We start from the raw sequence: 24,959 nt of genomic DNA, 5'->3' as shown, positions 1-24,959 counted from the left end.
CGAGATTTTATGCATCCTTTTCTAGAACAACTGAAGGCATTGCCGAACGGATCGCGCTTTTTCCGGTGCGCATTCCAAGTCAACACATTTGACTACGTTCTCCGTCACAAGCACCCGACTGCGTACAAGAGCGAAGATGAGTACAATAAAGCGATCATCAAGGCATGCCGTGACGCTGATATCGAGGTCATCGCTATCACCGATCACTACCGGATAAGGGGTGCTGAAAGCCTTGCCAACGCCGCGCGGGCTGCTGGCATCGTGGTGTTCCCCGGTTTCGAGGCAGTGACACGCGAGGGCGTCCACGTCCTTTGCCTCTTCGACCCCGCTAAGACCTTTGATGCCGTACAGTCTTGCATCAGCGCCTGCGGAGTGCATGACGATGAGGAAGCTTCGCCGCTCGGTGAGCTATCGGCAGGCGAACTGCTGGACAATTGCCCGAAATGGGAGATGCAGTGCATCGTAGCTCATGTAGCCAGCGCCGGTGGACTATTTCGGGCACTACAGGCTGGAAAAGCACGAAGCGCCATCTGGAGGCACGAAGAACTCGCGGCCTGTGCTATTCCCGGACCGGTCAATGATGCACCGGAGGATGTGAGACCGATCCTTAAGAACACTGACCCTGCCTATCATCGTGACCGGCATATCAGCGTGCTAAACTGCGGCGACGTGAAGAGCCCGGATGATGTTTCGCGCGGCGGTGCATGGTGCATGGTCAAGATGACTGAGCCCACAATCGAAGGGCTCCGGCAAGCATTCCTCGATCCAAGCTCCCGCATTCGTCTAGCCAGCGATCCGGGCCCTGAAGAGCACGTCGAATTCATCGGAATGGCTTGGGAGACGGAGGGGTTCCTCCGAAGCTGCCGGATACATTTCAACGAGAACCTAAACGTCCTCATTGGAGGGCGCGGCTCAGGAAAGTCCACGGTGATCGAGAGTCTGCGCTACGTGCTGGGGCTTGAGCCAGTAGGCGACGATGCCAAAGACATTCACAATGGTATTATCAGCGGTGTGTTGAAGAGCGGTACCAAGATCTCCTTGCTCGTGCAGTCTTACCAGCCAGACCGGCGCCGCTTCCTGATCGAACGAACCGTGCCTGATCCGCCGAGGGTCATTGACGAAAACGGCGACGTGTTGAAACAAAAGCCCATAGACATCGTCCGCGGAACCGCTGTCTATGGCCAGAACGAGTTGGCGGAACTAGCGCGCAGCCCGGAGAAACTGACATCACTGCTATATCGCTTTGTCGCGGTAGATGGCGCGGCCGACGAGAGGTACCAGGACCTCCAGGAAAAGCTGAAGGAAAGTCGCCAAGGCATTCTCGATTGCATAGGAAAAGCCACAAAAGTTGACGAGCAACTAGCAGCTTTGCCGGCGTTGACGGAAACGCTGAACCGTTATCGTGCCGCCGGTGTCGAGGAGAAGCTTAAATCCCGCGACGTCATCGTGAAGGCCGAAGCCATCATCAGCACAGCTAAACAACGGCTGCAGCCGGTCCGCGATGCCCGCGATGGCCTGCTAGAAGCAGTCGACGTGGATGCCGATTTCATCTCAGAGGTGGCATTGAAGGAGCTACCGGCGGCTGAATTGCTCAAGGGACTGGGCGCAACGATCACACGGTTGAAGGCCGCCGTGGAAGAGGCGCAAAAGTTGCTGGCAAATGCTTTGGCCGTAGCCGAAAGCGAAATCGCCTCTGTAGCTAGCGCCATCGATACGGAGAAAAAGGCGTCGCAACAAGCTTACGAGGCTGCCTTGCGCGATCTACAAAGGGATAAGATCGACGGCAACGAGTTCATCAAGCTCCGCCAGGACATCGAGCGCTTGTCACCTTTGCAGGGCCAAAAGGCAGCGTTGGAGACGCGACAAAAAGCCTTCGAGCAGCGGCGGCGCAATGATCTTGCCGCCTGGGAGGACCTTAAGCGTGAGACGTTCCAGCGGTTGGAAAAAGCCGCCAAGAAGGTGAGCCGAGAACTGCCGGATCGCCTACGAGTCACTGTTCGCTATGGCGCCGACCGCACAGCCCTTCTCGATCTCATTAAGCAGCGCCCTGGTCGCTTTGCCGAGGCCAGCGCCGCAATAGCGAAGAAGGAGCAATTGTCGCTGGGGGCGTTGGCGGAGGCGCTGCGGGCAGGAAAGGAGCCCCTTAACAAGGAATTCGGTATACCGACCGCGCAAGGAGAGAAATTGGCGGCCGCCGGGCCAGAGCTACCAATGCTAGTAGAAGAGTTAGATCTGCCGCACGTTACTGAAATCGAGTTGAACGTCGGTGCAGAGCGCGCACCGCCGGAATGGCGAAAACTGGGAGATCTGTCGACAGGGCAGAAAGCGACGGCGCTGCTGTATCTATTGCTGCTCGATGCAGAGGCTCCGCTGGTGCTCGACCAGCCGGAAGACAATCTCGATAACCGGTTCATCTCCGAGGGCATCGTGCCACGCATCCGTGCTGAGAAGCGCAGACGTCAGTTCATCTTCTCCTCTCACAATGCCAACATTCCAGTGCTCGGCGACGCAGAGCTGATCATTGGCATGAGGGCGGTCGGCGAAGCAGGTGATGGGCATGCCGATGTTCCACCGGAGCATATGGGCTCGATCGACAAGAAGAGCGTCGCCGCGCTGGCCGAGGAAATCCTTGAGGGCGGCAAGGAGGCATTTATGCAGCGCCGGAAGAAGTACAACTTCTGAACGAAGCTGGGCTCAAACGATCCCAATTTCATGTGCCAAATTTGTGCCATGGAACGGTAGTTGACCGATGGGAACGGACGCCGGAATTCGTGTAAACAGCTGATATATATGGGAAATCATGGAGGTGCACGAAAACGGTGCATGGCACATAAAAACGGCCCGCAACGGGCCGCTTAGTTCATTGATTTTATTGAGAAAAGTTTGGTTGCGGGGGCTGGATTTGAACCAACGACCTTCAGGTTATGAGCCTGACGAGCTACCGGGCTGCTCTATCCCGCGTCACCAAATAAACCGCGCTGCAAAGCAGCCCGGTAGCATTTTGTTAGTTTGCTTGTGCAAACCGCGGGCTGCTCTATCCCGCGTCACCAAATAGCGGAAGTTAATCCGCGTCTTTGCTAAACATGCGGCCTGTTTAGGCCTTAAATAACCGAAAAGCAAGGACAACCTTTTAAGGCTGCCGTTGCTGATATTCCTTAGCCGCGCATCAGCTTTTCGAAACCTTCATCTGATGGCTGCTGGCTATCATTGCTGCTGCCAAAGCCTGACACCAAACCCACTTCGGATTCGTTGCCTGCTGTTGCTGCATCCGCTGAGGCCAATGCGGCCTGTTGTTCCTTTGGCAAATGCTTACGGCTTTTTTCAACCGCTGCATTTAAATCGGTTTGTTTGCACAATCCCAAATATACGGGATCGCGGGGTTTGATATTGCTCATATTCCAGTGCGAACGGTCACGGATTTTTTCGATGGTGCTTTTGGTTGTACCAATCAGGTTTACCAGCTGCCCATCGGTCAATTCCGGATGGTTCTTTACCAGCCATGCGATAGCATCGGGCTTATCGCCGCGTTTGGTCACAGGCGTATAACGTGGGCCCTTTTGGCGCGTTGCCACTTCCGGCAGCTTGTTCACCTTCATGGAAATTTTTGCGCTGGGGTCTTTTTCGCAGCGTTCGATTTCTTCCTTGGTAATCTGGCCATTCAAAATAGGGTTGAGGCCCACCATGCCGATATTTACTTCGCCATCGGCAATCGCTTTGACTTCCAGCGGATGTAATTCGCAGAATTCGGAAATCTGGTCAAAGCTAAGCGCTGTATTTTCAACAAGCCATACAGCCGTCGCCTTGGGCATAAGAAGATTGGTAGCCATGGTCAAACCTCATACTTTTAAATACAAAAAAAACGCAATACTCATCCCCTGCCGGGCGGTTTTGACCATCCGGACGATCCGTGACTTAAGGGACCGATTTAAGGGGTATTCCTGATAACAGGTAACCGCATAGTAACGTGATTATTAAAAAATGCCACTGTTATTTATGTATTCGCAGCAGAAAAGACCATTTAAACCTTTGATTAACCACATCTATAAAGCCGTTCTTTATAAAAATTAGCTATATATCAGATATGGCTGAAGCACCAAAAGACACTTCTGTTTTGCCGCCGCACACACAGCCGCGTCGTGGCGCCGCGTATTCAAGCCTACCTACCCATCAATGCATCAGCACCGAGGATATGGCTAAGATATTAGCAACGCGTCGCGCTGAAGCTTATGCAAGACCCAATACATTGGGAAGCGATGTGCGCAATAGCGCTGCCTATTTGCTTACGCCGGGCAGATTTACACCGGGGCCCTTGGCGCCAGATGCAGAACGTCTTGGTCATTACCGAGCTGAACAGGCAAGGCAGCGCCTTATTGAAACAGGAAAAATATTAGCCGTTCCCGGGGCGATGTTAACTGGGGAAATGCTTCCGGTTGCACTCACAGTACGCGCCATGCTTGGCATGAGAGCGGCATCATCCATCAACACCAGCTTAAATCCTGATGCCGAGGTTTTAGCAGTTGACGCTTACCGTGGGTATCAGGACATTACCAGCCCTTTTTCACCGCCTATTGTGAGCCCTATTATCACAAATGTGACGAATGCCGTAACTAAAGCTGTGTCTGCAATACTGCCAAGTGCCGCAGCTGCATCGAAACCAAAAAATACGCCTACGATATAAAGTTCAAACCAAAAACCTACTAAAACGTCAGCGCTAACTTTCCAAAATACTTGCCACTCTCCAATAACTTATGCGCTTCAATCACATCATCAATCGGCAAACTTTTGTGCAATTGGGGTTTGACTTTCCCCGCAGCAATCCACGGCCACACATGTGCTTCGATTTCGCGGGCCAAGCGGGTTTTTTCAGCAACACTACGCGGACGCAAGGTTGAACCCGTCAGTGTCAAATTCTTTGCCATCACATCACGGATATTAATAGCTGCATTTGCGCCATGCATGGTTGCGATGCTGACATGGCGGCCACCATAAGCCATGCAATCAATGTTACGGGGGATGTAATCAGCTCCAACCATATCCATCACAACATCCACGCCTCGCCCATCGGTTAACTGCAACACGGCTATTTTATAATCTGCATTTTCATAATTAATAACATGCGTTGCGCCAAGCTCTTCGCATAATTCTGCTTTTTCCTGATTACCTACGGTCACGATTATTTTTGCACCGGCAGCAATCGCCATTTGAATGGCATATGTACCGATACCGCTGGCGCCGCCATGCACCAAAGCCGTATCCCCCTTTTTCAACTGGCCGGATTCAAATAAATTCGCCCATACGGTAAAAACGCCTTCGGGCAAGGTGGCGGCTTCCACCATATCCATATTTGCCGGCACGGGAAGACATTGGCCTTCCGGCACAACGGCATATTCCGCATAACTTCCGCCCGCCACAAGCACGCATACTTTATCGCCCACTTTGAAACGCGACACATTTGCGCCCACAGCTACAATTTCCCCTGCGCCCTCCAATCCCAAAATATTGGTAATACCTTGGGGCGGCTTGTAAAGCCCTTCGCGCTGAAGGATATCGGGGCGGTTAATTCCCGAAGCCGTCATTTTGACAAGCACTTCGGTAGCGGCTGGGGTTGGTAGCAGCATGGCTTTTATCTGCAATACTTCCGGCCCGCCAAAGGGTTCCGCTATTACTGCGCGCATCATTTGTGGTAATGGGGATGAATTGGACATCTAACGAATTCCTCTTTATGGTCTCTTTATAACCTACACTTAAAAGATTACTCATGGCCAAACGAATCAAATCAAAAAAAACCGCATCCCCTAAATCGCGCCCTCTTGTTGGAATTATTATGGGTAGCCAGTCAGACTGGGCCACCATGAACCATGCGGCAGCCCTATTAAAGAAATTCGGAATTCCCCATGAGGTGGCAATTGTTTCCGCACACCGCACCCCTAAGCGGTTGTTTGACTATGCGGGTATGGCCTCAGCGCGGGGTCTAAAGGTCATTATTGCTGGCGCAGGCGGCGCTGCACATTTACCGGGCATGGCAGCAGCCATGACCACCCTGCCCGTTTTTGGCGTGCCGGTGGAAAGCAAAACATTGAAAGGCATCGACAGCCTGTTATCGATTGCGCAAATGCCCGCCGGTATTCCCGTTGGCACGCTGGCGATTGGTGAAGCCGGCGCGAAAAACGCAGCACTGCTTGCGGTTGCCGTCTTGGCGCTGGAAGATAAAAAGCTTAACAGCAAACTAGCGCAATTTCGTGCCATGCAAACCGCATCGGTAGCAAAGCGACCCACGTAATGAAGGTTACGCTATATTCCTACCTTACGGATTTGGGATTATTCTTTTTTGCATCACACATCGCCATTTTTTCGGTTGCTGGCGGCGCACCGTTTTATGGCGCAATCATCCTGCTGGTTATCTCAACGGCCATCAAACTTGCACGTGATTTCAATTTTATCGAACAGCTTTTATCCGTTGTGCCAAAGACCTGCGGACGCGATGCCCTGCAACGCCTGTTTGCACGCGAAAATGCTGCGTTATTTATTAATGGTGTTTTTCTACTGATCCTTTGCGCGCTAACGCTGCTGGATATCGTTTTCAACTTTCATGCGGAAACACTTATCCAAAAAATTCTCGTTGCCACCAATGGGCTTGGTTATGGGATTGCCAATATCCAAAAATCTGCCGAATTGGATGGATTATGGGTTTTACCTCGCAAAAAAACAGTTGCAGGCAATCTCTTTGCCAGTCTGCGCAGACCGGAATGTATTTCGGTTTATGCCAGCTTCCCTGCTTCCATTCTTGCCAGCGCATTTGGCACATGGCTGATTTTGCCATTGCTTATTCCCGCTTTTCTTCTTTCGTTAAAATCCGGGATTGACGAATTGGATAACGTATTTCTTTCTCAGCCCAAGCGCATAATTGCAGCACGCTTTTGTATTGCGCTTTCAAATCTGGTTGTTGGAACTGTTGGGTTTATGGATGGCCGGATTGGTGCAGGTATCGGGCTTTATATGTTCTTCATAGGGAACTGCATCATGGGGTATCGCACCTATAAAATCCAAAATGCCAGAACAGTTCCTGCAGCCTAAGACAAACCGGCAGATGGTCTTACCAATATCTGCTGATAAATCGCGCCGCTACGTGTTGGAACGGTGCGCAGCGTTTCCACAACCTTATTCAGTGCGGCAAGGCTCTTTACCGCTAATTCGCGGTGCATGCCCTGAAAATTATAATCAAGCCCTGACATCCTTGGCGTGATTGGTTTCCAGCCAATCGCCCATGTGCGGATATTGCGCGCACAGCCAATGCCTTCCATCAATGGCCGGGCATCATCAATCCCTACGACTGCGGCAACACCGCGTGCGATAGCAATCACCGCGTAATTGGTTGCCAAATTGCTCACGAATTGCACATCATTCAATCGTGCAGCCAGCAAACCCATAGCTTCTGGGTTGATGTGCTTTTTCTCGTCTTCAATATATCTGGCGAGTAAATCGTCTTTCATGCTTATTCCCAGCGCGTTACGCATGGCAACAATCGATTTCAAATCATCCACACTCAGCGCCCCATTGAATGCACCATTTGGATATTTGTTTTGAATCTCATGCGATGCAAGCGTCGCAATATCACACAATATTTGATTATCCGCGCGCGATGTCCAGAAATGCAAGCTCGACTGCACCTCTGGGCTTTCATTTGCGCCAAGCCGTGAAACATAAGTGATGTAGCTATGGACCTTGATGGCAGACATCAAAAAATCTACGCGGCGCATGGCATCCGACTGCTTTAAAACCGAAGCCACATCGTTATCACTGGCAGATGGCTGAGGCGCAATATAGAATTCACGTGCATCGCGCAGCGCCGTAAACACGTTTTTTGCTAATTCATCCGCACCGCGGAAAATCGGGGTTACAACCTGCGCCATATTCACTCCACCTTGGCATTTGATAAAATCTTCAAATATGCTAATTTGCGCGCCCAACCTAATAATCGGTAATACTTTCAACAGCCCAGACTTTGTTATGAATTCTATCCCAACAGGTTCAACCATCGGTATTCTTGGCGGCGGGCAGCTGGGCCGCATGACCGCACAAGCTGCGCAGCGCCTAGGCTACAGGGTGCATATATTCGCCGAACATGCCGATGAACCCGCCTGTCAGGTCACCGCGTTCAAAACCCTTGGCGATTTCACGGATGAAGCAAAGCTAAAAGAATTCGTGGATGCTGTCGATGTCATTACGCTGGAATGGGAAAATGTTCCAGTAAGCACAATCGAATTTTTGGCAAAACACAAACCCGTTCACCCCGGTGCAACCGCACTGAAAATTACCCAGAACCGTGTTGCCGAAAAAAGCTTTGCGATTGAAAATTCGGTTTACGCGCCTGCTTTTGCTTATGCGGGCACGCTTGACGAATTACGTAATGGCGTGATGAAAATCGGCATTCCTTGTGTGGTGAAAACTTGCCGCATGGGATATGACGGTAAAGGCCAGGCCATCATCCGCGATTTAAAAGAAATCGACGCCGCATGGGAAAGTTTGAATACAGATGAAGCGATTATCGAACGCTTTGTACCGTTTGAAAAAGAAATCTCCGTGATTATTGCGCGCCGCGCCGATGGTGTGATGCAAGCCTACCCGCCCGTTGAAAACCGGCACAAGGATGGCATTCTGGATGAAACCCATGTTCCCGCCATGCTATCAACGCAGATTGAAGAAATGGCCTTAAAATCTGCCAAATCACTTGCCGAAAAACTGGGTGTCATCGGTTTACTCACCGTGGAATTTTTTGTGATTGATAACATGGTGGTCATGAATGAAATGGCCCCGCGCCCGCATAATTCAGGTCACTGGACGATGGATTATTGCGCCACATCACAATTCGAACAATTGGTACGCGCCATTTGCGGCCTACCCCTGGGCAGCACCGCGATTACCGCGCCATGCATGATGAAAAATCTGATCGGCGATGATGCGAATGATTGGCAGAAATATTTGAACGAACCCAACATGCATCTGCATCTCTATGGCAAAGCCGAAGCGCGCGCAGGCCGCAAAATGGGCCATGTGAATAAGAAGGTTTAAGCAGGAAGTTTTAGCTATTGCCGGGGCGGCACACATAGGCACCTAAAACCTGGGCTGTGTGCCCAGAACCTTGGGTAACAGTGACAGTGCCATTGTTCAATAAATGCCGCGTGACACTATCTTGAGCTTCCCGTGGAGCTTCTTGCAATGTGACACCGGGTGGCAGCGTGATATGCTGATCTCCGCCAAAACTTAAAACCGTTGACTGATTTTTATCAAACTCTGCTTTTAATGCCGCATCAGCAAACGACTTATATACTGCACCATCACAGTCGATTTGCTGCGGTCCAACTGGCCTAAAAGAGATGGGTAGTATGTGCTTTTTCATCCAGAATAGCTTAGCTAAATATGCTTACTGCACGCTTAACTAAACCGTTTAAAATAAATTAATTGATGAACCTATCAGGACTATATGGCTTATTATCAGTGAATAACGCCTCACCCGTCATCATCTGCACTAATAATTTTCCTGTGGTTGGGCCAATTGTAAATCCCGAATGCCCATGGCCGATATTGAACCACAATCCGTCGTGGTGCTGTGCACGTCCTACAATCGGCAGACTATCGGTTGTGCATGGGCGGCAACCCAACCATGCTTGCGCTTCACTTGGTTCGCCAATATCCAACAGCTCACGCGCATGGGGCAATACGCGCTGAATTTGCACCGGGGTTGCGGGTGCGTTCTGCGCAGCGAATTCCGCGCCTGTGGTAATACGTATGCCTTTAGTGCAACTGCCCATCACATACCCAATATCGGCATCTACAATCGCATGGTTTAATTGCGCATTGGTTTTGAAATGCTGGTGATAGCCACGTTTTAAGCCAATCGGGAAGCAGTATCCCATCGGCTTCAAAAGATTGGGCGCCCATGGGCCAAGCGCTATCACAACGTCTTTTGCCGCTACACCGGCAACTTCCCACTTATCGCCAGATTGCTTTAATGTTCCGGCATCGCCTTTGATAAACCTGCCGCCGGTTGCAACAAACGCCGCAGCGTATCCTGCTACAACTGCGCCGGGGTCGCTCACGCGCGCGGAGGTGCTGAGCTTTAATGCCTTGTAATAAATCGGTTTGATATTCGGTTCGATTTTAGAAAATTCACTTGGATCTAATACTTCAAATGCCACGCCAAGTTTGGTCAGTGTTTCACGCTCGAAGCTATCGCCATCAAAGGATGCTTTGCTGCGGTGAATTTTTACACGGCCTGTTTTGCAGAAATACTTCTCTGCATCATTGCCTTTCATGAGCGCCATGTGCTCTGCAACCGCATCCTGCACCAGCGGGCGCATTAAAAGCCCGTTTTTGCTGCGGTTTTCAGCATTCGATTGGAGATAAAAATTGAGTAGCCATTTTGAAATGCGCGGCAGAAATAATAAATCCACCCGTGCGGATGCGTCCTTATCCAGCAAAATATCTTTGAAGCGGCGCGGCGCAGGAAAGCCGAATGGCAACACAAAGGATGCTTCAATGATACCCGCATTGCCATAGGATGTTTCCTGCCCAGGGTCACGAACATCAACCAGCGCAACATTTTTGCCGCGTTGCTGCAAATGCCGCGCGGTACTAACGCCGGCAATTCCCGCTCCTAAAACAATCGCATCGAATTTTTCGCTCATATTAAATCGCAGTGTAAGGAATGTGCATCAATGTATCGGCAACAATGATACCTCCGCGATTGCCGATTTCGGTAGTCCCAAAACGCGAAGCGAAGATATCCGGCAATGGCCTATCACCATCCACTGCCAGCCACAGCCGTAATAAATGGCGTTTTTGCTTATCATCCGGCCAGTCTTCAAATCCGGTACGGTCATGCAATAGCGTGTGGTTGTAGACAAATTGCAAATCACCAACCTGCAACTGCATCGCAAAATTCAGCTTCGGGTCATTGGCCAGTGCATCAAACATATCCAGCGCTTCGATATGTGCAGGCGTTAAACGTGGCGCGTCAGGAAAACGCTGCGCACTATCAATATATTGCCGCTGATAAATACTGGTGAGGAAACCATGTTCATAACTGAACACAGGAATAAGAAAATACGGCAACATACCGGCAGGCACTTCGCCGCGGCGGTCAGTTGCAATAGGTTCCAGCAACAGCTTCAATAAATCAAGACGGCGTTTACGCATTTCATTAAAGATAGTGGTGGAGCTGACCAGCAACGATGCGCCGCCTGTCTTTGCGGTTTTCAAACAAAACAAACCCACCACATCGCATGAATCCGTGTGGAATGTCTGGCGTTCATTGGTTTGATAAATACGTACATTCGGGTCACTGCTTTTTAATCCTAAATCCCGCACATGGCCCAGAATATGGCCTTTCGCGTTCTGTGAGCGCGCTTTTCCCAAATGCGTTCCAATACCGTAAAATAGCGTCGCAGCCATGCGCTCATCATAATGGGTTGCACGAAGGCCGCGCAGCACAGCAAAGCCGCGCCCGTGAATAAGCTCTTCCTTCATCGCTTGCAGTTTCTTTTCCAAACTCGGTAATGGAAAATCACCGGCGGTAATGGTCGCTATATCCGTATTATCGGCGATGAGTTTTTTGGCGGCATTCTCTATCTCTGCAATTTCTTGCGTAGATAACTCGCTCAGCCATTCATTTTCACGCGCAGCCATATCCGGCCCATACCACGCAAATGCATTGGTTTGTTCAGGGGGCAAGATCATATCATTATTTCACTTTTGATGAAGGACTCAAGACGCCTTGTTTTCTTAAGGCTCTCAATAAATCTGAAGTTAAAGCTTTTACTTCAAAATGACTTTTTCTAATTTTTGCCGCATATTCGCTTAAAGCAGCTTCAAAAGCCATGCCTTGTTGTTGATGCACTGGATTTTTAGTTTCAGCAAAAATCATTAGGCAATTTTGTCTTTTTTGGACCATATCATTATTTAATCGGAAACTATCAACCAGTCCACGAGATCTCGAGTAAACAGCAATAATTAGCTTTCTTAAATCATGGTTATTAATGCGTCCAATTAGGAATGCATTTGTGGCATACACAGTGAAATAATCTTGAGTGATTGGCCAAAAAAACAAAAACGGCTGTCTTTCAGCGAGAGCTTCTAAATTAGCTCCGACACCATTCATATAAAGTTCCCATAAGGTTTCAACCTCATCATGGATTGATTGTAAAAGACCCATGATTAGTTTTTCTTCTGCTTTTTTCGAATTATTGGCTTGCAATGAATTCGAAATATACGTTCCAGCCAATGACAAAAGGCCACCGACCAATGCTCCAATAAAGCCACTCATTAGGTCAGTTTGAGAAACGTCACACATGTTATCTAGCCAAGTTCCCTGAAGTAATTAGTGTCATGTCATCCGGCGCTTTTTTCTCGCGCTTGGTCATGAGCTTGGTCAGGCCGTGGATATAAGCGCGCGCCGAAGCCACCAGCGTATCGGGGTCTGCCCCCTGCCCGTTTACCGTGCGGCCGTTTTCTTCCAGACGAACAGTCACTTCTGCTTGCGCATCAGTGCCTTGGGTGACGGCGTGAACCTGATACAGTAACAAGGAAGCTTCATGCGGAATAATCTGCTTGATCGCATTAAACGTCGCATCCACAGGGCCGTTTCCGGTCGCTGTGACCTTGTGCACCTTACCATCAAATTCCAATTCCAACTCCGCGCGCTGCGGACCTTTTGAACCCGCATAGATTTCAAGATTCAAGAATTTGATACGCGCCAACGCATTCGCAACTTCATCATCCACCAAGGCAATAATGTCATCATCAAACACATCGCGTTTTTTATCCGCTAAATCCTTGAAGCGCTTAAACGCATCTTCCAGCGCGTTATCGCCCAATTCATAACCAAGCTCTTTCAACTTGGAGCGGAACGCATTACGGCCTGACAATTTACCAAGCTTCAACGACGACTTGGTCAACCCCACCGAACCGGGTGTCATGATTTCATACGTCTCGCGGTTTTTTAGCATACCGTCTTGGTGTACGCCGCTTTCATGGGCAAACGCATTCGCGCCCACAATTGCCTTGTTCGGCTGCACAGGAAAACCTGTAATACCCGACACCAAGCGCGATGCGCGTGTGATGACTTCAGTATTAATTCCGGTAGTAAACGGCATTCTGTCGCCGCGCACCTTTAATGCCATGGCAATTTCTTCGAGCGCCGCATTCCCTGCGCGCTCACCCAAGCCATTCACGGTGCATTCCACCTGCCGCGCGCCGTTAATAACACCAGCGAGCGAGTTTGCAACCGCCAAGCCCAAATCATTATGGCAGTGCACGGAGAAAACCGCTTGGTCAGCATTCGGCACGCGGTTGATAAGCATTTTGAACATCGCGCCGTATTCATCAGGGGTGGTGTAACCAACGGTGTCAGGAATGTTTATAGTGCCTGCACCCGCCTTAATCGCAGCTTCAACACATCTGCACAAAAAGTCTGGTTCGCTGCGCGAACCATCTTCCGCGCTCCACTCCACATCGTCGGTTAAATTACGCGCATAACTCACTGCATCAATCACCGCTTGCAATACCTGTTCCGGCTCCTTCTGCAATTTGTATTTCATGTGCAATGGCGATGTGGACAAGAATACATGGATACGCTTGCGCGCCGCCGGCCTTAATGCTTCGGCTGCACGCTCAATATCGGTCTTGGCGGCACGCGCCAACCCGCAGATGGTCGAATTCTTTATAAGCTTTGCGACTTCATTCACAGCCTGAAAATCGCCCGCTGAAGACACGGGGAAACCTGCTTCGATCACATCGACGCCAAGCTCCTCAAGGACCGCCGCAATGCGCAGTTTTTCTTCAAGATTCATCGCCGCACCCGGGGATTGTTCCCCGTCACGGAGCGTCGTGTCAAAAATGATGACACGGTTCTTGTCGTTTACTGCATTTGTCGTCGGCTTTGCCATTTTTTTTAGTCCTTTTTTTATCTCCTAATTAGTGCAGAATAGCACCTCTACTGTCCAGCATTTCATTTTGTTTTCAGGCGGTTTCTATTCATTTTGTTGCCTAAATCATGCGTTTCAAGGGCCCTCATTAATGAAATTTTCTGTAATAGTTGTGAATAAAGGCGATAGAGGGATGCTTTCCCGCTGCTTAACCAGCATAGCACAGCAAACCCAGCGCGATATTGAAGTATTGGTGGTGGGTCTAAAACACCCGCTGCCGGACGAACGCTTCCGCTGCATCGAAGCGGATACATCGAACATCATTGCTGCGAAAAATCTGGCCGCAAGGCAGGCCGCAGGCGAATGGCTTTTATTCCTAGGTGCCACTTCGGTTTTGGAAGATGAATGCCTCGCACGGCTCTATGCCGCATCCCTGCGCTTTCCCGATTGCGCCATGTTTGCAGCAACCCAGTTGGATAATGCCGCACCGGAAATGCTGGCGGCTGCGGGGAAATCCTATTTCTTTGCGGGCTTTCCATTCTGCGGCGGCAAAGACTGGCCGATGGATGTATTGCCCGATGAAGGCGAATGCTTTGGTGCAAACACGGCTTGCATCTTTATTCAAAAAAATGTGTTTGAACAACTGGGCGGGTTTGACGACGAATTTGAAACCATGTGCGAAGATACCGATTTGGCATTCCGCCTTCGCCTTGCGGGTCATCACGCAATATTGGCGAGCGAAGCGGTTTTATTTGTGACCGAACATCCGCATAAGGAAGCGTATTATTATACAAGTCGGAATATCGTCTGGACGTTTGTTAAGAATATGCCGGATGCATTGTTCTATCCACTCCTCCCGCTACACATTCTAATTCACGTGTTCATGCTATGCGATGTGCTGCACTTTAATGCGCGGCTATCGGGTCTAATCGCTGCATTCAAGCATCCCAAACAGCTCTGGCAAAAACGTAAATCGGTTCAAAGCGCACGTAAAGCGAGCTTCAAAACCATCGCACGCGCACTGACATGGGGCTTAAGCACAGTGTTCTGGCGAAAGCCCGATATAAGGAGGAGAAGATAATGGAACGCGAGAGATTGGCCGCATTCAGCGATGGCGTGATCGCCATCATCATCACCATCATGGTGCTGGAATTGAAAGCACCGCATAGCGCGGATTTTTCCGCGCTACTGGAATTGATGCCGGTGTTTTTAAGCTACGTGCTGAGCTTTATATACGTGGCCATCTATTGGAATAACCATCACCACATGCTGCACACGGTGCATCATGTATCTGGTTCCATTTTATGGGCAAATACGCATTTACTGTTCTGGCTATCGCTGGTGCCGTTTGCAACCGCATGGATGGGGGAAAACCACTTTGCACCAGTACCCACCGCTGTATATGGTGTCATGTTGCTGATGGCAGCGATCGCCTATTACATCCTGCAATTGGTGATTATCCGTTCGCATGGCGCGAATTCCATCCTGCGCAAAGCATTGGGGAGTGATATCAAAGGCAAGCTATCACCGCTTTTATATTGCTGCGGAATTGCATCGTCCTTCGTGATGCCTACAGTAGCAAACATCATCTACACGATCGTTGCGATTATCTGGCTAATTCCGGACAGGCGCATTGAACGCGCCCTGAAGGAATAGAAGTCGAGAATTATTTCTCTTCTTCCTCTTCCTTTTCGGCTTCAACTTCTACGTCGTCGCCGCCAAGATCGTCGGTGTTTTCCAACACTTCATCGCTCTCGGTCTCCTCGACTTCTTCTTCGGTATCCACCACCACTTCTTCAACGGTTTCAACCTTCTTCACTTTTTCTTCCGGCATCGCGCGGCGGCGTGACTTCAGCAGCGCTTCAGGATCAAACAGCGTGTTGCAGCTTGGGCATTCGGGTGCCTTCTTCTTAAAATCATAATATTTAGCGCCGCAGGAATGGCAGGTACGCTTAATGCCCCAATCCGGATTGACCACGTTGTAACTCCCTAGAATGACTATTGGAATCTTGATTATTGTGAAAAACAGAGCCGCTGACTTGCCATAGGTGAGGTTTGCTGTCAAAACTATTTTGAAAACACCCTAACTCCCTAATGTAAAAGCACTTTTATGTCGCACGTACCCCAGCCCCTAAGTAGCCATAATGCCAATTCCATAAAGGGGGAACTGACTGTTCCGGGCGATAAATCCATCTCCCACCGTGCCCTTATGCTGGGTGGCATGGCGATTGGCAAAACCACCATCCGCGGGTTACTCGAAGGTGAAGATGTTTTGAACACCGCAAAGGCGCTATCCCAAATGGGTGTGCAATCTGGCAAGAATGCCGACGGTTCATGGTGGGTGCAGGGCGTTGGCGTTGGCGGATTGCTGGAACCAGACAATATTCTCGATTTAGGAAATTCCGGCACCTCAACGCGATTGTTGATGGGGCTGGTCGGCAGCTATGGCTTCACAACCTTCTTCACAGGCGATGACAGTTTACGTAAACGCCCCATGGCGCGTGTGACTATTCCTTTGCAACAGATGGGCGTCAGCTTTCATGGACGTTCCGCCGGTCGTTTGCCGCTTGCCGTCATCGGCACATCATCCCCTATTCCGATTACCTATTCATTGCCCGTTGCATCGGCGCAGGTGAAATCCGCCGTGCTGTTATGTGGCTTAAATACCCCTGGTATAACAACGGTTATCGAACCCACCCCCACGCGCGATCATACCGAAACCATGTTGGAACATTTTGGCGCGAAGATTACCTATGCCAAGAATAAGGAAGGTAAAAATGTTATTCATCTGCATGGCCAGCCGGAATTGATTGCAAAGGATATTGATGTTCCCGCAGACCCTTCCTCTGCTGCCTTCCCTGTTGCTGCCGCACTGATTACTTCTGGATCAAACCTGCTCGTTAAAAATGTCTGCATTAATCCGCTGCGCGCGGGCTTCTATGAAACAGTGCGCGAAATGGGCGGCGATGTTGTTTATGAAAACGAACGCATGCAGGCTGGCGAAAAAGTTGCCGATATCCGCGTCAAACATTCCGCATTAAAAGGCGTGCATGTTCCTGCCAGCCGTGCTGCATCGATGATTGATGAATATCCTATATTATCAGTCCTTGCCGGATATGCCGATGGCACCACGACGATGGATGGCTTGGGCGAGCTACGGGTAAAGGAAAGCGACCGTTTGGCAATGATCGCCGATGGGTTGAAAGCCTGCGGCGTAGAACACGAGATAAAAGGCGAAACACTTATTGTGAATGGCAACGGCAAAGCACCAAAAGGCGGCGCCACTATTGCTACCGCTATGGACCACCGTATTGCGATGAGCTTTTTGGTAATGGGGCTGGCATCACAGCAATCTGTAAATATTGATGATGGCGGTTTTATTAACACCAGCTTCCCGAATTTTGTTGGCCTCATGAATAATCTTGGTGCAAGTATTTCATAATATTGTTTTTATTAGATTTTTTTGTTCGCTTTTTTCACTTTTGCAAAAAAACGAATTGAATGTAACTACTTTTTGTAGTATTATTATTGCAAATGTATTACAAAAGGATTGACAATGACTACAAACACAGACACATTGCAAATAAGGATTTCTTCTGACCTTAGAGCGCAGGCGGATATGGTTTTTTCGTCCATCGGCCTTAAAACATCAGAAGCTGTTCGATTATTTCTTCAACAAAGCGTCAATAGCAATGGGCTGCCATTTCAACCTACCGCACGGGTACCGAATGCTGAGACATTGGCAGCCATGCACGAAGTTGAGGAAGGCCAAACTGAAGAAGTTACAATAGAACAGTTGAGAAAAGAATTTAAAGCACTGAAGAAAAAATGACTTTACGCATTCATCGAACCAGCAGTTTCAAGAAAGACTTAAAGAAAATTGCGCGGCAAAACAAAAAACTCGATGATTTGGAATTAGTTATTCTAACCTTAGCTTCTCGCAAAAGGCTTGCTCAAGAGTATAATGATCATAAACTTAGTAATAACTGGAGAGGGCATCGCGAATGCCACATAAAACCTGATTGGCTGCTTATTTATTCTATAAAAGACGATATTCTATACTTAGTTCGAACAGGCAGCCATTCAGAACTATTTAAATAATCCAGTGCACATTAATCTAGGCGTAATATTAAATGAACAATCAGCAGGTAAAAAAGCAATCCGACATCCACTTGGTCGATGATGCCGATATGGCCCTTTTTACCGGAAAAAACTGGGCACAGTACGAACCAACATGGCGCGCATTAAAATACGCGGAGCGTCCCAAAACCCTATTCGATTTCAAAAACATCAACTGGCTTGCGCTCGGCCTTGCACCTGTCTGGTTTTTATACCGAAAGATGTATTGGTCGATGCTTGCCTATTTTGTCATCGTTTATTGTATTGACCTTGGCCTTGAAATGGCCGGCATTAAAAATATTCCGGGCATCGTCTATGCGATCGCCGTGCAGCAAATCAGCCGCATGATTTATTTGCAAGTGAACGCCAAAAAGATCCTTGAGATCCGCAAACTCGGGGAAACCGAAGAGGTCACCACCAAGAAACTGGCGCAAGCTGGCGGCGTTTCCAACACTGCTGCTTATATAGGCACAGCGGTAATTGCTGGCTATTTGGCTTATGCCATTTATGACACGGTTACATCAGCCAAACCAACCATCACCGGCACACCTTACCAGATGGAATTACCCACAGATGGTTCGCACATTCCCGGTGAAATCATCGTGCCAAAAGAGGCACCAAACGAATAAGCTTATCGCATGATTCCAGATAAGCATGATTTGATTGTTGTGGGGGCTGGCATTGCCGGCCTTGCCACCGCTTATTTTTACAAATGCCAGTTTCCAAATCACTCCGTTCTGGTTCTTGATCGCAAAGGCACAGGCGCCGGCCTTTCAGGACGTTCTGGCGGCCACCGCATGCCCGGGTTTGAAGCGGACTATAGCGAACTCGTCAAATTACTTGGCGAAGATAAAGCCTTGGAGCTTTACCGCGAAACCATCGAAACATCCAAACTGACTGATGCAATTATTGCCCGGGAAAAAATCAAATGCGGCGCGCGGCATGGCTACTGGATTGTCGATGAACAGGCATCCGAATTCTCAAAGCTTGATGAATTCATGAGGCCCCGCCGCGCGCTGGGCATTCCTGAACCCGAATTCCATGAAGGCGCAGCGTTAAAAAAATTTGCTGATTTCAATGGCTACAATGTGGGGCTACATTTTCCCGATATTGCATCCTTTGATACGCCCAAATTCATCTATGGCCTTGCGGACGCCTTTGTTAAGCGCGGCGGCATCATTGCGGAAGGCAGCGAATATGACTCGCACGAACCCTTAAAACGCTCATCAAAAAAACATGCAGTCATTCTCACCACTGGCCAAATGCTGCAAACCGACAAGCTGGTTTTAGCAGGCGGAGATATTCTCAGTCGGCAAATCGAATTCCTGCATCACCGTACAGTTACGGTTTATACGGGTCGCATCGCTGTGCGCCTCGCCAAGGATGATTTCAAACGTATCTCGCCAAACGCACAACCCCTCGCGGGATGTGATAGCGATTTAAAGAGCAATCAAAATCCCCTTGAAGGGGATTTTTTATGGTTCAGCCTGCGCAGCGATGGCTATTTGGCGATGGGGTTTGGCGGTTGTTTTGGTAGCCCCAACCATGAAACCACCGAAAAAAATATCGCCGATATGATTGCCGATGTGCGCCGTGAACTATTTGAACGCCTGCCGTTTTTAGCCAACGGGCATTACCGCATTAAGCCTACTGTGGGCGGCTTAAATACATCCAGTAATCTGTTGCCAATTGTCGGCTCCCTTACCAGCGAAGAAGGTGTCCATTTCATCGCCGCGCAATCGGGCGTTGGCCTGAACCAAAGCATGCTGATTGCGAAATCGCTGGTCGATAGCTTTAAGGGCGACCGCCGCATTCACGATATGCTTTTACAATTCCACCGTACGCAGGTGCTAATCCCCACTCACCCACGACTGCGCCAAGCAGCCGTGAAGGTTGGTATTCTTGAAACATCTTCCAAATTTGCAGCAGTACGTGGGGCCTGCCATGTGGCACATGGCGCTGCGCAACTGCTAACCAATGCGGTACGCCCTGCTGTGACTTGATTTAAAAATCATTCTTCAATAAACCCATTCCATGTCTAATGACTTTATCATTGCCATCGACGGGCCATCGGCCAGCGGCAAGGGCACCATCGCCCGAAAACTCGCTGACCATTTTCGCCTCCCCTATCTTGATACGGGGCTTTTATACCGCTGGGTTGCGCTATCGCTTAAAAGTCAGAATAAAGCCGCCGATGATATCGATGCCGCGCGTAATGCCGCCATTCACCTGCGCCAAAACATTATAACCATATCGTTTGATGATCCGGAGCTGCGGGGGCACGCCATTTCACAGCCTAGCTCCATGGTTGCAGCGATGCCCGAAGTCCGCCGCGAACTGGTGGAATTACAGCAATCCTTTGCTAATCAGGCGGGCGGCGCGGTGCTTGATGGCCGCGATATTGGCACCGTTATCGCCCCACACGCTAAAATTAAGCTGTTTATTACCGCTTCTGCTGAAAAACGGGCAGAACGGCGATTTAAAGAGTTGCAAAATAAAGGGCAAACCACTACATATGACGCCGTTCTAACGGATTTACAGGCACGGGATGCAAGGGATGAAACCCGAACAACCGCGCCATCCAAAATTGCAGTTGATGCTGTGAAACTGGATACCAGCGATTTGAATGTGGATGAAGCCTTTGCGGCCGCCCTGAAAATCGTAAATTCATTTAGATAGCTTGGCATGTGCCAAGCGACGTGGCGTTTATTTCACGCAACTCATGTGCGGACATGATGCGTGACAAAAAATGACTCTCACGTTTTGACACACTAACCCACTCCGCCGAAGACGTCAGGTCTTCAAGAAAGAAACTCAATGACACAAGCAGCACGTAAACCCAAAGACGGCGAAGCATCCGCAGAGCCCAAGAAGAACGACCGCGCGAAAAAAGGCGGTAAAGAAGGTCGCGGTGACAGAAACAACCGCAACAACAGCCGCAGCCAACCAAAACGCCGCGCCATCACCATCACCCCTGATGAACAAGATTACACCCAGTACCTAAAGGGTGAAAAGTTTGCAGACCTCTTCAACGAAGCCTATGGCAAGCAAAAGAGCCTTGAAGGTCAGGTTGTAAAGGGTCGCATCATCGCTGTAGAAAAAGACTTCGTTGTTATCGACGCTGGTCTGAAATCCGAAGGCCGCGTTAACATCCGCGAATTCGGCGCATCGGGCAATGTTGAATTGAAGAACGGTGACCTTGTTGACGTATTCGTAGAACGCATGGAAGACCGCAATGGCGAGTCCGTGCTATCACGCGAAAAAGCAAAACGCGAAGAAGCTTGGGTATTGCTCGAACAATCCCACACCTCGCAAACCCGTGTTAACGGTATCATCTTTGGTAAGGTTAAGGGTGGTTTCACCGTTGATCTCCAAGGCGCAGTTGCATTCTTGCCAGGCTCCCAAGTCGATATCCGTCCGGTGAAGGACATCACCCCATTGATGGGCACCCCGCAACCATTCCAGATTTTAAAGATGGATCGCGTGCGTGGTAACATCGTTGTGTCACGCCGTGCTGTTCTGGAAGAAAGCCGCGCCGAAGCACGCACTGAACTCGTATCCAACCTCAAGGAAGGTCAGATCCTGCAAGGCGTGGTCAAGAACATCACCGATTACGGTGCGTTCGTTGATCTGGGCGGTGTTGATGGTTTGCTCCACGTTACCGATATTTCATGGAAGCGCATCAACCACCCATCCGAAGCATTGCAAATCGGCCAAAGCGTGAAGGTACAGGTTATCCGCTTCAACTCGGAAACCCAGCGTATCAGCCTTGGCATGAAGCAATTGGAGTCCGATCCATGGGAAGGCGTTGCAGCCAAGTACCCAGCCGGTACGCGCTTCAGCGGTAAGGTTACCAACATCACCGATTACGGTGCATTTGTTGAACTTGAACCCGGCATCGAAGGTCTTGTGCACGTGTCAGAAATGTCATGGACCAAGAAGAACATGCACCCGAACAAGATCGTCAACCCCGGCCAAGAAGTCGAAGTTGTCGTTCTGGATGTGGACAGTGCAAAACGCCGCGTATCCTTGGGCGTGAAGCAATGCCAGGAAAATCCATGGGCACAGTTCGCAGAGAAGCATCCTGCTGGCACCGAACTCGAAGGCGAAATCCGCAACATCACCGAATTCGGTCTGTTTGTGGCATTGCCCGGCGATATCGATGGCATGATCCACATGTCCGATATTTCATGGGACAAGTCCGGCGAAGAAGCACTTGCCAACTACGCCAAAGGCCAGGTTGTCAAGTTCAAGGTTCTGGAAAACGACGCCGAAAAAGAACGTATTTCCTTGGGTATCAAGCAGCTTTCTGCCGACCCATTCGAAGGCGTTTCCTTGGGCGTTAAGAAGGGCGATGTGGTTACCTGCACCATTACCTCCACCAATGAAAATGGCGTGGAAGTAACCCTGCTTGATAACCTCACGGGCTTCATCCGCAAGGCTGAACTGTCACGTGAACGCACCGAACAACGTCCAGACCGCTTTGCGGTTGGTGAAAAAGTGGATGCCAAAGTCACGCAAATTGACAAGGGCGCACGCAAAATCACCCTCTCCATCAAGGCACGTGAAGTTGATGAAGAAAAAGAAGCGATGGCCGAATACGGTTCATCGGATTCAGGTGCAAGCCTTGGCGATATCCTCGGCGCAGCCTTGAAGAAGAACAAAGAAGATAAGAAGGATTAATCCTTATCGCCCGAGCGGTTGCGCCGTTTGTGCGAAGCACAGAGGCTTCGCAATAACAAGGCGCAGAGCGAATGGCTAATAAAGTAATAAAGCACCCGCCCCTTACAGGGCGGGTGTTTTTTTATCTCAACGATGGCGGGAATGTAATCTCGTGGAAAATGGTTTCCAACGCAGGGCGCTTGGCCAGTTTTTCGCGGTAGTCGCGTAAAAACGCATTACCGCTGCTATGCAACTCGGCAAAGGCTTCGCCGGTCATGATCTGAACCACGTCATACCCCTTCTGGCCCACCTCAAACGGTCTGCAAATTTTGACCAGATTGATATTCGTGCTTGCACGGTCGGGCTGCGTTTCCAACTGCATGTCGGCAGGCGAACGGTCGGTAATTAATGTGCCCGCATAAACCGTTGCGCTAATTTCTTTCAAGAGTGTGCATCCCAGCGCGGCAATCGTGTTCGCGAAAACATGGCTCATTGCCTGAACTGCGCAATCATGCATGAACAAAACACCATCAACCCGTATATTATGAAGGGCAAATGGCAAGCGGTGCGTCTCATATGACCTGCGCATCTTGTTTAACAACAAATCGCCCGCCACATGCAGCGTGGTGTGGCGGTGCCTGTCCACCAAATCAAGGTAACTGACAAGCCCACTGGTCGTTTTTACAATTCCTGTGCGGTACACGTGTTCTGTCGTATCCAGTCCAAGGTCCGTGGCAAAATCAATAATCGCAGCCATGTATTTTCTGCCAAGCAATTCGCTTTGTTTGCCGCTGGCTTCCTGAATAACGCCATTTTGAACGCTAAGCAGACCATGAATGTCACCCTGTGCGCCGCACAGCGCAATAAATTCCACCCTACCCGACTGGAATAATGATTGGTAGTCCAGGTGCAATTCATTATCACGCGGTTTGTTGCGCAGGCAGTTCTGTAAATCTTTTCCGGCTTTATCAAGTGCTGCAATTGATTTAATCTTTACAAAACGCAGCCCGTCTTTTGTAACGGCTGGGCGTCCATTGAGATTGACGGTTTCATAATCAAGCCCGCGCGCCAATCCCACCATACGGAACCCTTTGAAATCGGCGTTGGCTAGCTTAAGCAAGGCTGGCCCCTGCTGTTTGGCATGATTGAATAAATCAATCCGGCCCAATGCATCATAACTGAACAACCAATGCTTTTGCTTATCTACCGCTTCCACCAGCCAATCGATAATCAGATCAAGGCTGTATTGCTGCACTTTGAAATCACCTTCAAATCCCATCGATTTGCGCAATTCGCGCTTCACACGGTTCATGAAGCTGGTCATTTCATAACCTGCGTGCACAAATTCTGCCGATAATGCGCTCCACTCTTCCATGGCTTTTAAATATCGCGGGGTGCGCTTTTCGTGATTTTCAACGCGGCCTGTTTTTGCAACCACCGGCAGCAAGGCTTGGCCAAGGCAATCTACCAGTTGCGCTGCTTTTTGCGGGTCATAGGGGAAATGCTGTTCGGCGATATGCTGAAAATAGCCCTGCAAAGCATCTTCTGCTTCAAACCAATACGAAATGCCTTGTCGGTATGTGTGCTGTTCGTCGGTCGCCATTTATAATGCCGTAAAATATCATCTTAAATCTGCGCCTATAGTTATTAGAAAAGGCACCTTCATATACAGACTAATTTTACTTTCAGCCGCAAAAAGTTGGCCAAATGGCTATTTTTTAGCAGCGTCGGCAATGCCTTTGGCAATCAGCGCCTTGGCTTCATCGGGGCCAACCCATTGCACAATCTTCACCCATTTGCCTTTTTCAAGGTCTTTGTAATGTTGGAAGAAATGCGCAATTTGCTCGCATAAGCTTTGCGGCAAATCCTTATACGACTGCACTTTGGAATAGAACGGGTGCAGCTTGTCAACCGGCACCATCAGAATTTTTTCATCGCCGCCGGATTCATCTTCCATCAGCAATGCGCCAATCGGACGCGAACGAATAACCGCGCCCGGCACCACCGGCATCTGGCACACAACCAACGCGTCAACCGGATCGCCATCGGCCGAAAGCGTGTGGGGAATAAACCCGTAATTGCTTGGGTAAACCATTGATGTATGCAAAAAGCGATCGACGAATATTGCGCCGCTTTCTTTATCGAATTCATACTTAATCGGATTGCCGCCTTGGGGAATTTCAATAATCACATTCACTTCATCCGGTGGATTTTTTCCAATCGGAATTTTTTTAATTTCCATAACGTATTCGTCCT

At 49.5% G+C, this 24,959-nt stretch carries 25 protein-coding genes and 1 tRNA gene; 14 read left to right on the top strand and 12 right to left on the bottom strand.

The genetic code is table 11. The features are described from left to right. Positions 1–9: 9 nt before the first annotated feature. On the top strand, positions 10–2,682 hold the full coding sequence (locus tag SFW65_04755) for a phosphoesterase (GenBank protein ID MDX1922419.1): 2,673 nt from the start codon (positions 10–12) through the stop codon (positions 2,680–2,682). Positions 2,683–2,884: 202 nt separating this feature from the next. Here the strand turns inward: SFW65_04755 and SFW65_04750 are convergent. Together SFW65_04750 and SFW65_04745 are read right to left on the bottom strand one after the other, a co-directional pair. After that, positions 2,885–2,961: transfer RNA gene (locus SFW65_04750), tRNA-Met, on the bottom strand. A 194-nt stretch (positions 2,962–3,155) separates the two neighbouring features. After that, the gene (locus SFW65_04745; GenBank protein ID MDX1922418.1) at positions 3,156–3,827 is read right to left on the bottom strand and encodes a cell cycle transcriptional regulator TrcR; all 672 of its coding nucleotides are present in this window, start codon (positions 3,825–3,827) and stop codon (positions 3,156–3,158) included. Between the two features lie 362 nt (positions 3,828–4,189). Here SFW65_04745 and SFW65_04740 point away from each other — a divergent pair, with 362 nt between their 5' ends. After that, complete coding sequence (locus SFW65_04740) at positions 4,190–4,678, top strand: hypothetical protein (protein ID MDX1922417.1); 489 nt, start codon at positions 4,190–4,192, stop codon at positions 4,676–4,678. A 19-nt stretch (positions 4,679–4,697) separates the two neighbouring features. Here the strand turns inward: SFW65_04740 and SFW65_04735 are convergent, their stop codons facing one another. Next, entirely contained in the window at positions 4,698–5,705 is a 1,008-nt protein-coding gene (locus SFW65_04735; GenBank protein MDX1922416.1) for an NAD(P)H-quinone oxidoreductase, read from the bottom strand. A gap of 53 nt (positions 5,706–5,758) precedes the next feature. Between SFW65_04735 and purE the strand changes: the two genes are divergently transcribed. Next, positions 5,759–6,280, top strand: a complete 522-nt coding sequence (purE, locus tag SFW65_04730) for a 5-(carboxyamino)imidazole ribonucleotide mutase (GenBank protein ID MDX1922415.1) — start codon at positions 5,759–5,761, stop codon at positions 6,278–6,280. After that, positions 6,280–7,074 carry a hypothetical protein gene (locus SFW65_04725; protein MDX1922414.1) on the top strand — a complete coding sequence of 265 codons (795 nt, stop codon included), beginning with the start codon at positions 6,280–6,282 and terminating at the stop codon, positions 7,072–7,074. Before purE ends, SFW65_04725 begins: the two co-directional genes overlap by 1 nt. On the opposite strand, the gene SFW65_04720 is transcribed toward SFW65_04725, so the two are convergent. Continuing rightward, entirely contained in the window at positions 7,071–7,910 is an 840-nt protein-coding gene (locus tag SFW65_04720; protein ID MDX1922413.1) for a hypothetical protein, read from the bottom strand. The two genes, SFW65_04725 and SFW65_04720, sit on opposite strands and share 4 nt — an antisense overlap. 97 nt (positions 7,911–8,007) lie before the next feature. Here SFW65_04720 and SFW65_04715 point away from each other — a divergent pair, with 97 nt between their 5' ends. Further along, the gene (locus tag SFW65_04715; GenBank protein ID MDX1922412.1) at positions 8,008–9,069 is read left to right on the top strand and encodes a 5-(carboxyamino)imidazole ribonucleotide synthase; all 1,062 of its coding nucleotides are present in this window, start codon (positions 8,008–8,010) and stop codon (positions 9,067–9,069) included. Positions 9,070–9,079: 10 nt separating this feature from the next. Here the strand turns inward: SFW65_04715 and SFW65_04710 are convergent, their stop codons facing one another. The 5 genes from SFW65_04710 to SFW65_04690 are packed head-to-tail and all read right to left on the bottom strand — an operon-like array spanning position 9,080 to position 13,943. Continuing rightward, positions 9,080–9,397, bottom strand: coding sequence for a hypothetical protein (locus SFW65_04710; protein MDX1922411.1), 318 nt, complete (start codon positions 9,395–9,397; stop codon positions 9,080–9,082). Positions 9,398–9,455: 58 nt separating this feature from the next. Continuing rightward, a complete protein-coding gene (locus SFW65_04705; protein MDX1922410.1) occupies positions 9,456–10,685 on the bottom strand; it encodes an FAD-binding oxidoreductase in 1,230 nt (409 codons plus the stop codon). A gap of 1 nt (position 10,686) precedes the next feature. Then, positions 10,687–11,736, bottom strand: a complete 1,050-nt coding sequence (locus tag SFW65_04700; protein MDX1922409.1) for a TauD/TfdA family dioxygenase — start codon at positions 11,734–11,736, stop codon at positions 10,687–10,689. Between the two features lie 4 nt (positions 11,737–11,740). Beyond that, positions 11,741–12,349, bottom strand: coding sequence for a hypothetical protein (locus tag SFW65_04695; protein MDX1922408.1), 609 nt, complete (start codon positions 12,347–12,349; stop codon positions 11,741–11,743). 1 nt (position 12,350) lies between these two features. Next, complete coding sequence (locus tag SFW65_04690; GenBank protein MDX1922407.1) at positions 12,351–13,943, bottom strand: 2-isopropylmalate synthase; 1,593 nt, start codon at positions 13,941–13,943, stop codon at positions 12,351–12,353. A 130-nt stretch (positions 13,944–14,073) separates the two neighbouring features. On the opposite strand from SFW65_04690, the gene SFW65_04685 reads away from it, so the two are divergent. After that, positions 14,074–15,003, top strand: coding sequence for a glycosyltransferase (locus tag SFW65_04685; protein MDX1922406.1), 930 nt, complete (start codon positions 14,074–14,076; stop codon positions 15,001–15,003). Beyond that, positions 15,003–15,578 (top strand): TMEM175 family protein, encoded by a 576-nt coding sequence (locus tag SFW65_04680; GenBank protein MDX1922405.1) that lies wholly within the window; start codon positions 15,003–15,005, stop codon positions 15,576–15,578. Before SFW65_04685 ends, SFW65_04680 begins: the two co-directional genes overlap by 1 nt. A 10-nt stretch (positions 15,579–15,588) precedes the next feature. On the opposite strand, the gene SFW65_04675 is transcribed toward SFW65_04680, so the two are convergent. Continuing rightward, complete coding sequence (locus SFW65_04675; GenBank protein MDX1922404.1) at positions 15,589–15,900, bottom strand: TIGR02300 family protein; 312 nt, start codon at positions 15,898–15,900, stop codon at positions 15,589–15,591. Between the two features lie 132 nt (positions 15,901–16,032). Here SFW65_04675 and aroA point away from each other — a divergent pair, with 132 nt between their 5' ends. The 7 genes from aroA (at position 16,033) to rpsA (ending at position 22,724) form a co-directional block, all read left to right on the top strand. Then, on the top strand, positions 16,033–17,364 hold the full coding sequence (gene aroA / locus SFW65_04670; protein ID MDX1922403.1) for a 3-phosphoshikimate 1-carboxyvinyltransferase: 1,332 nt from the start codon (positions 16,033–16,035) through the stop codon (positions 17,362–17,364). A gap of 114 nt (positions 17,365–17,478) precedes the next feature. Continuing rightward, entirely contained in the window at positions 17,479–17,754 is a 276-nt protein-coding gene (locus tag SFW65_04665; GenBank protein ID MDX1922402.1) for a type II toxin-antitoxin system RelB/DinJ family antitoxin, read from the top strand. Then, entirely contained in the window at positions 17,751–18,023 is a 273-nt protein-coding gene (locus SFW65_04660; GenBank protein ID MDX1922401.1) for a type II toxin-antitoxin system YafQ family toxin, read from the top strand. Before SFW65_04665 ends, SFW65_04660 begins: the two co-directional genes overlap by 4 nt. Positions 18,024–18,055: 32 nt before the next feature. Then, positions 18,056–18,670 carry a DUF2628 domain-containing protein gene (locus SFW65_04655; protein MDX1922400.1) on the top strand — a complete coding sequence of 205 codons (615 nt, stop codon included), beginning with the start codon at positions 18,056–18,058 and terminating at the stop codon, positions 18,668–18,670. A 9-nt stretch (positions 18,671–18,679) separates the two neighbouring features. Beyond that, positions 18,680–20,044, top strand: a complete 1,365-nt coding sequence (locus SFW65_04650) for an FAD-binding oxidoreductase (protein ID MDX1922399.1) — start codon at positions 18,680–18,682, stop codon at positions 20,042–20,044. Between the two features lie 31 nt (positions 20,045–20,075). Further along, entirely contained in the window at positions 20,076–20,720 is a 645-nt protein-coding gene (cmk, locus tag SFW65_04645) for a (d)CMP kinase (GenBank protein ID MDX1922398.1), read from the top strand. A 138-nt stretch (positions 20,721–20,858) separates the two neighbouring features. Further along, positions 20,859–22,724, top strand: coding sequence for a 30S ribosomal protein S1 (gene rpsA, locus SFW65_04640; GenBank protein ID MDX1922397.1), 1,866 nt, complete (start codon positions 20,859–20,861; stop codon positions 22,722–22,724). A 121-nt stretch (positions 22,725–22,845) separates the two neighbouring features. Here the strand turns inward: rpsA and SFW65_04635 are convergent, their stop codons facing one another. Continuing rightward, positions 22,846–24,306: a hypothetical protein gene (locus SFW65_04635; GenBank protein MDX1922396.1), complete on the bottom strand. Its 1,461-nt coding sequence runs from the start codon at positions 24,304–24,306 to the stop codon at positions 22,846–22,848. 108 nt (positions 24,307–24,414) lie between these two features. Continuing rightward, positions 24,415–24,945 (bottom strand): inorganic diphosphatase, encoded by a 531-nt coding sequence (gene ppa / locus SFW65_04630; protein ID MDX1922395.1) that lies wholly within the window; start codon positions 24,943–24,945, stop codon positions 24,415–24,417. Between the last annotated feature and the right edge of the window lie 14 nt (positions 24,946–24,959).

This window comes from Alphaproteobacteria bacterium (assembly GCA_033762625.1).
Taxonomy (GTDB): domain Bacteria; phylum Pseudomonadota; class Alphaproteobacteria; order UBA9219; family RGZA01; genus RGZA01.
This window is presented reverse-complemented; position numbering and strand designations above follow the sequence as displayed.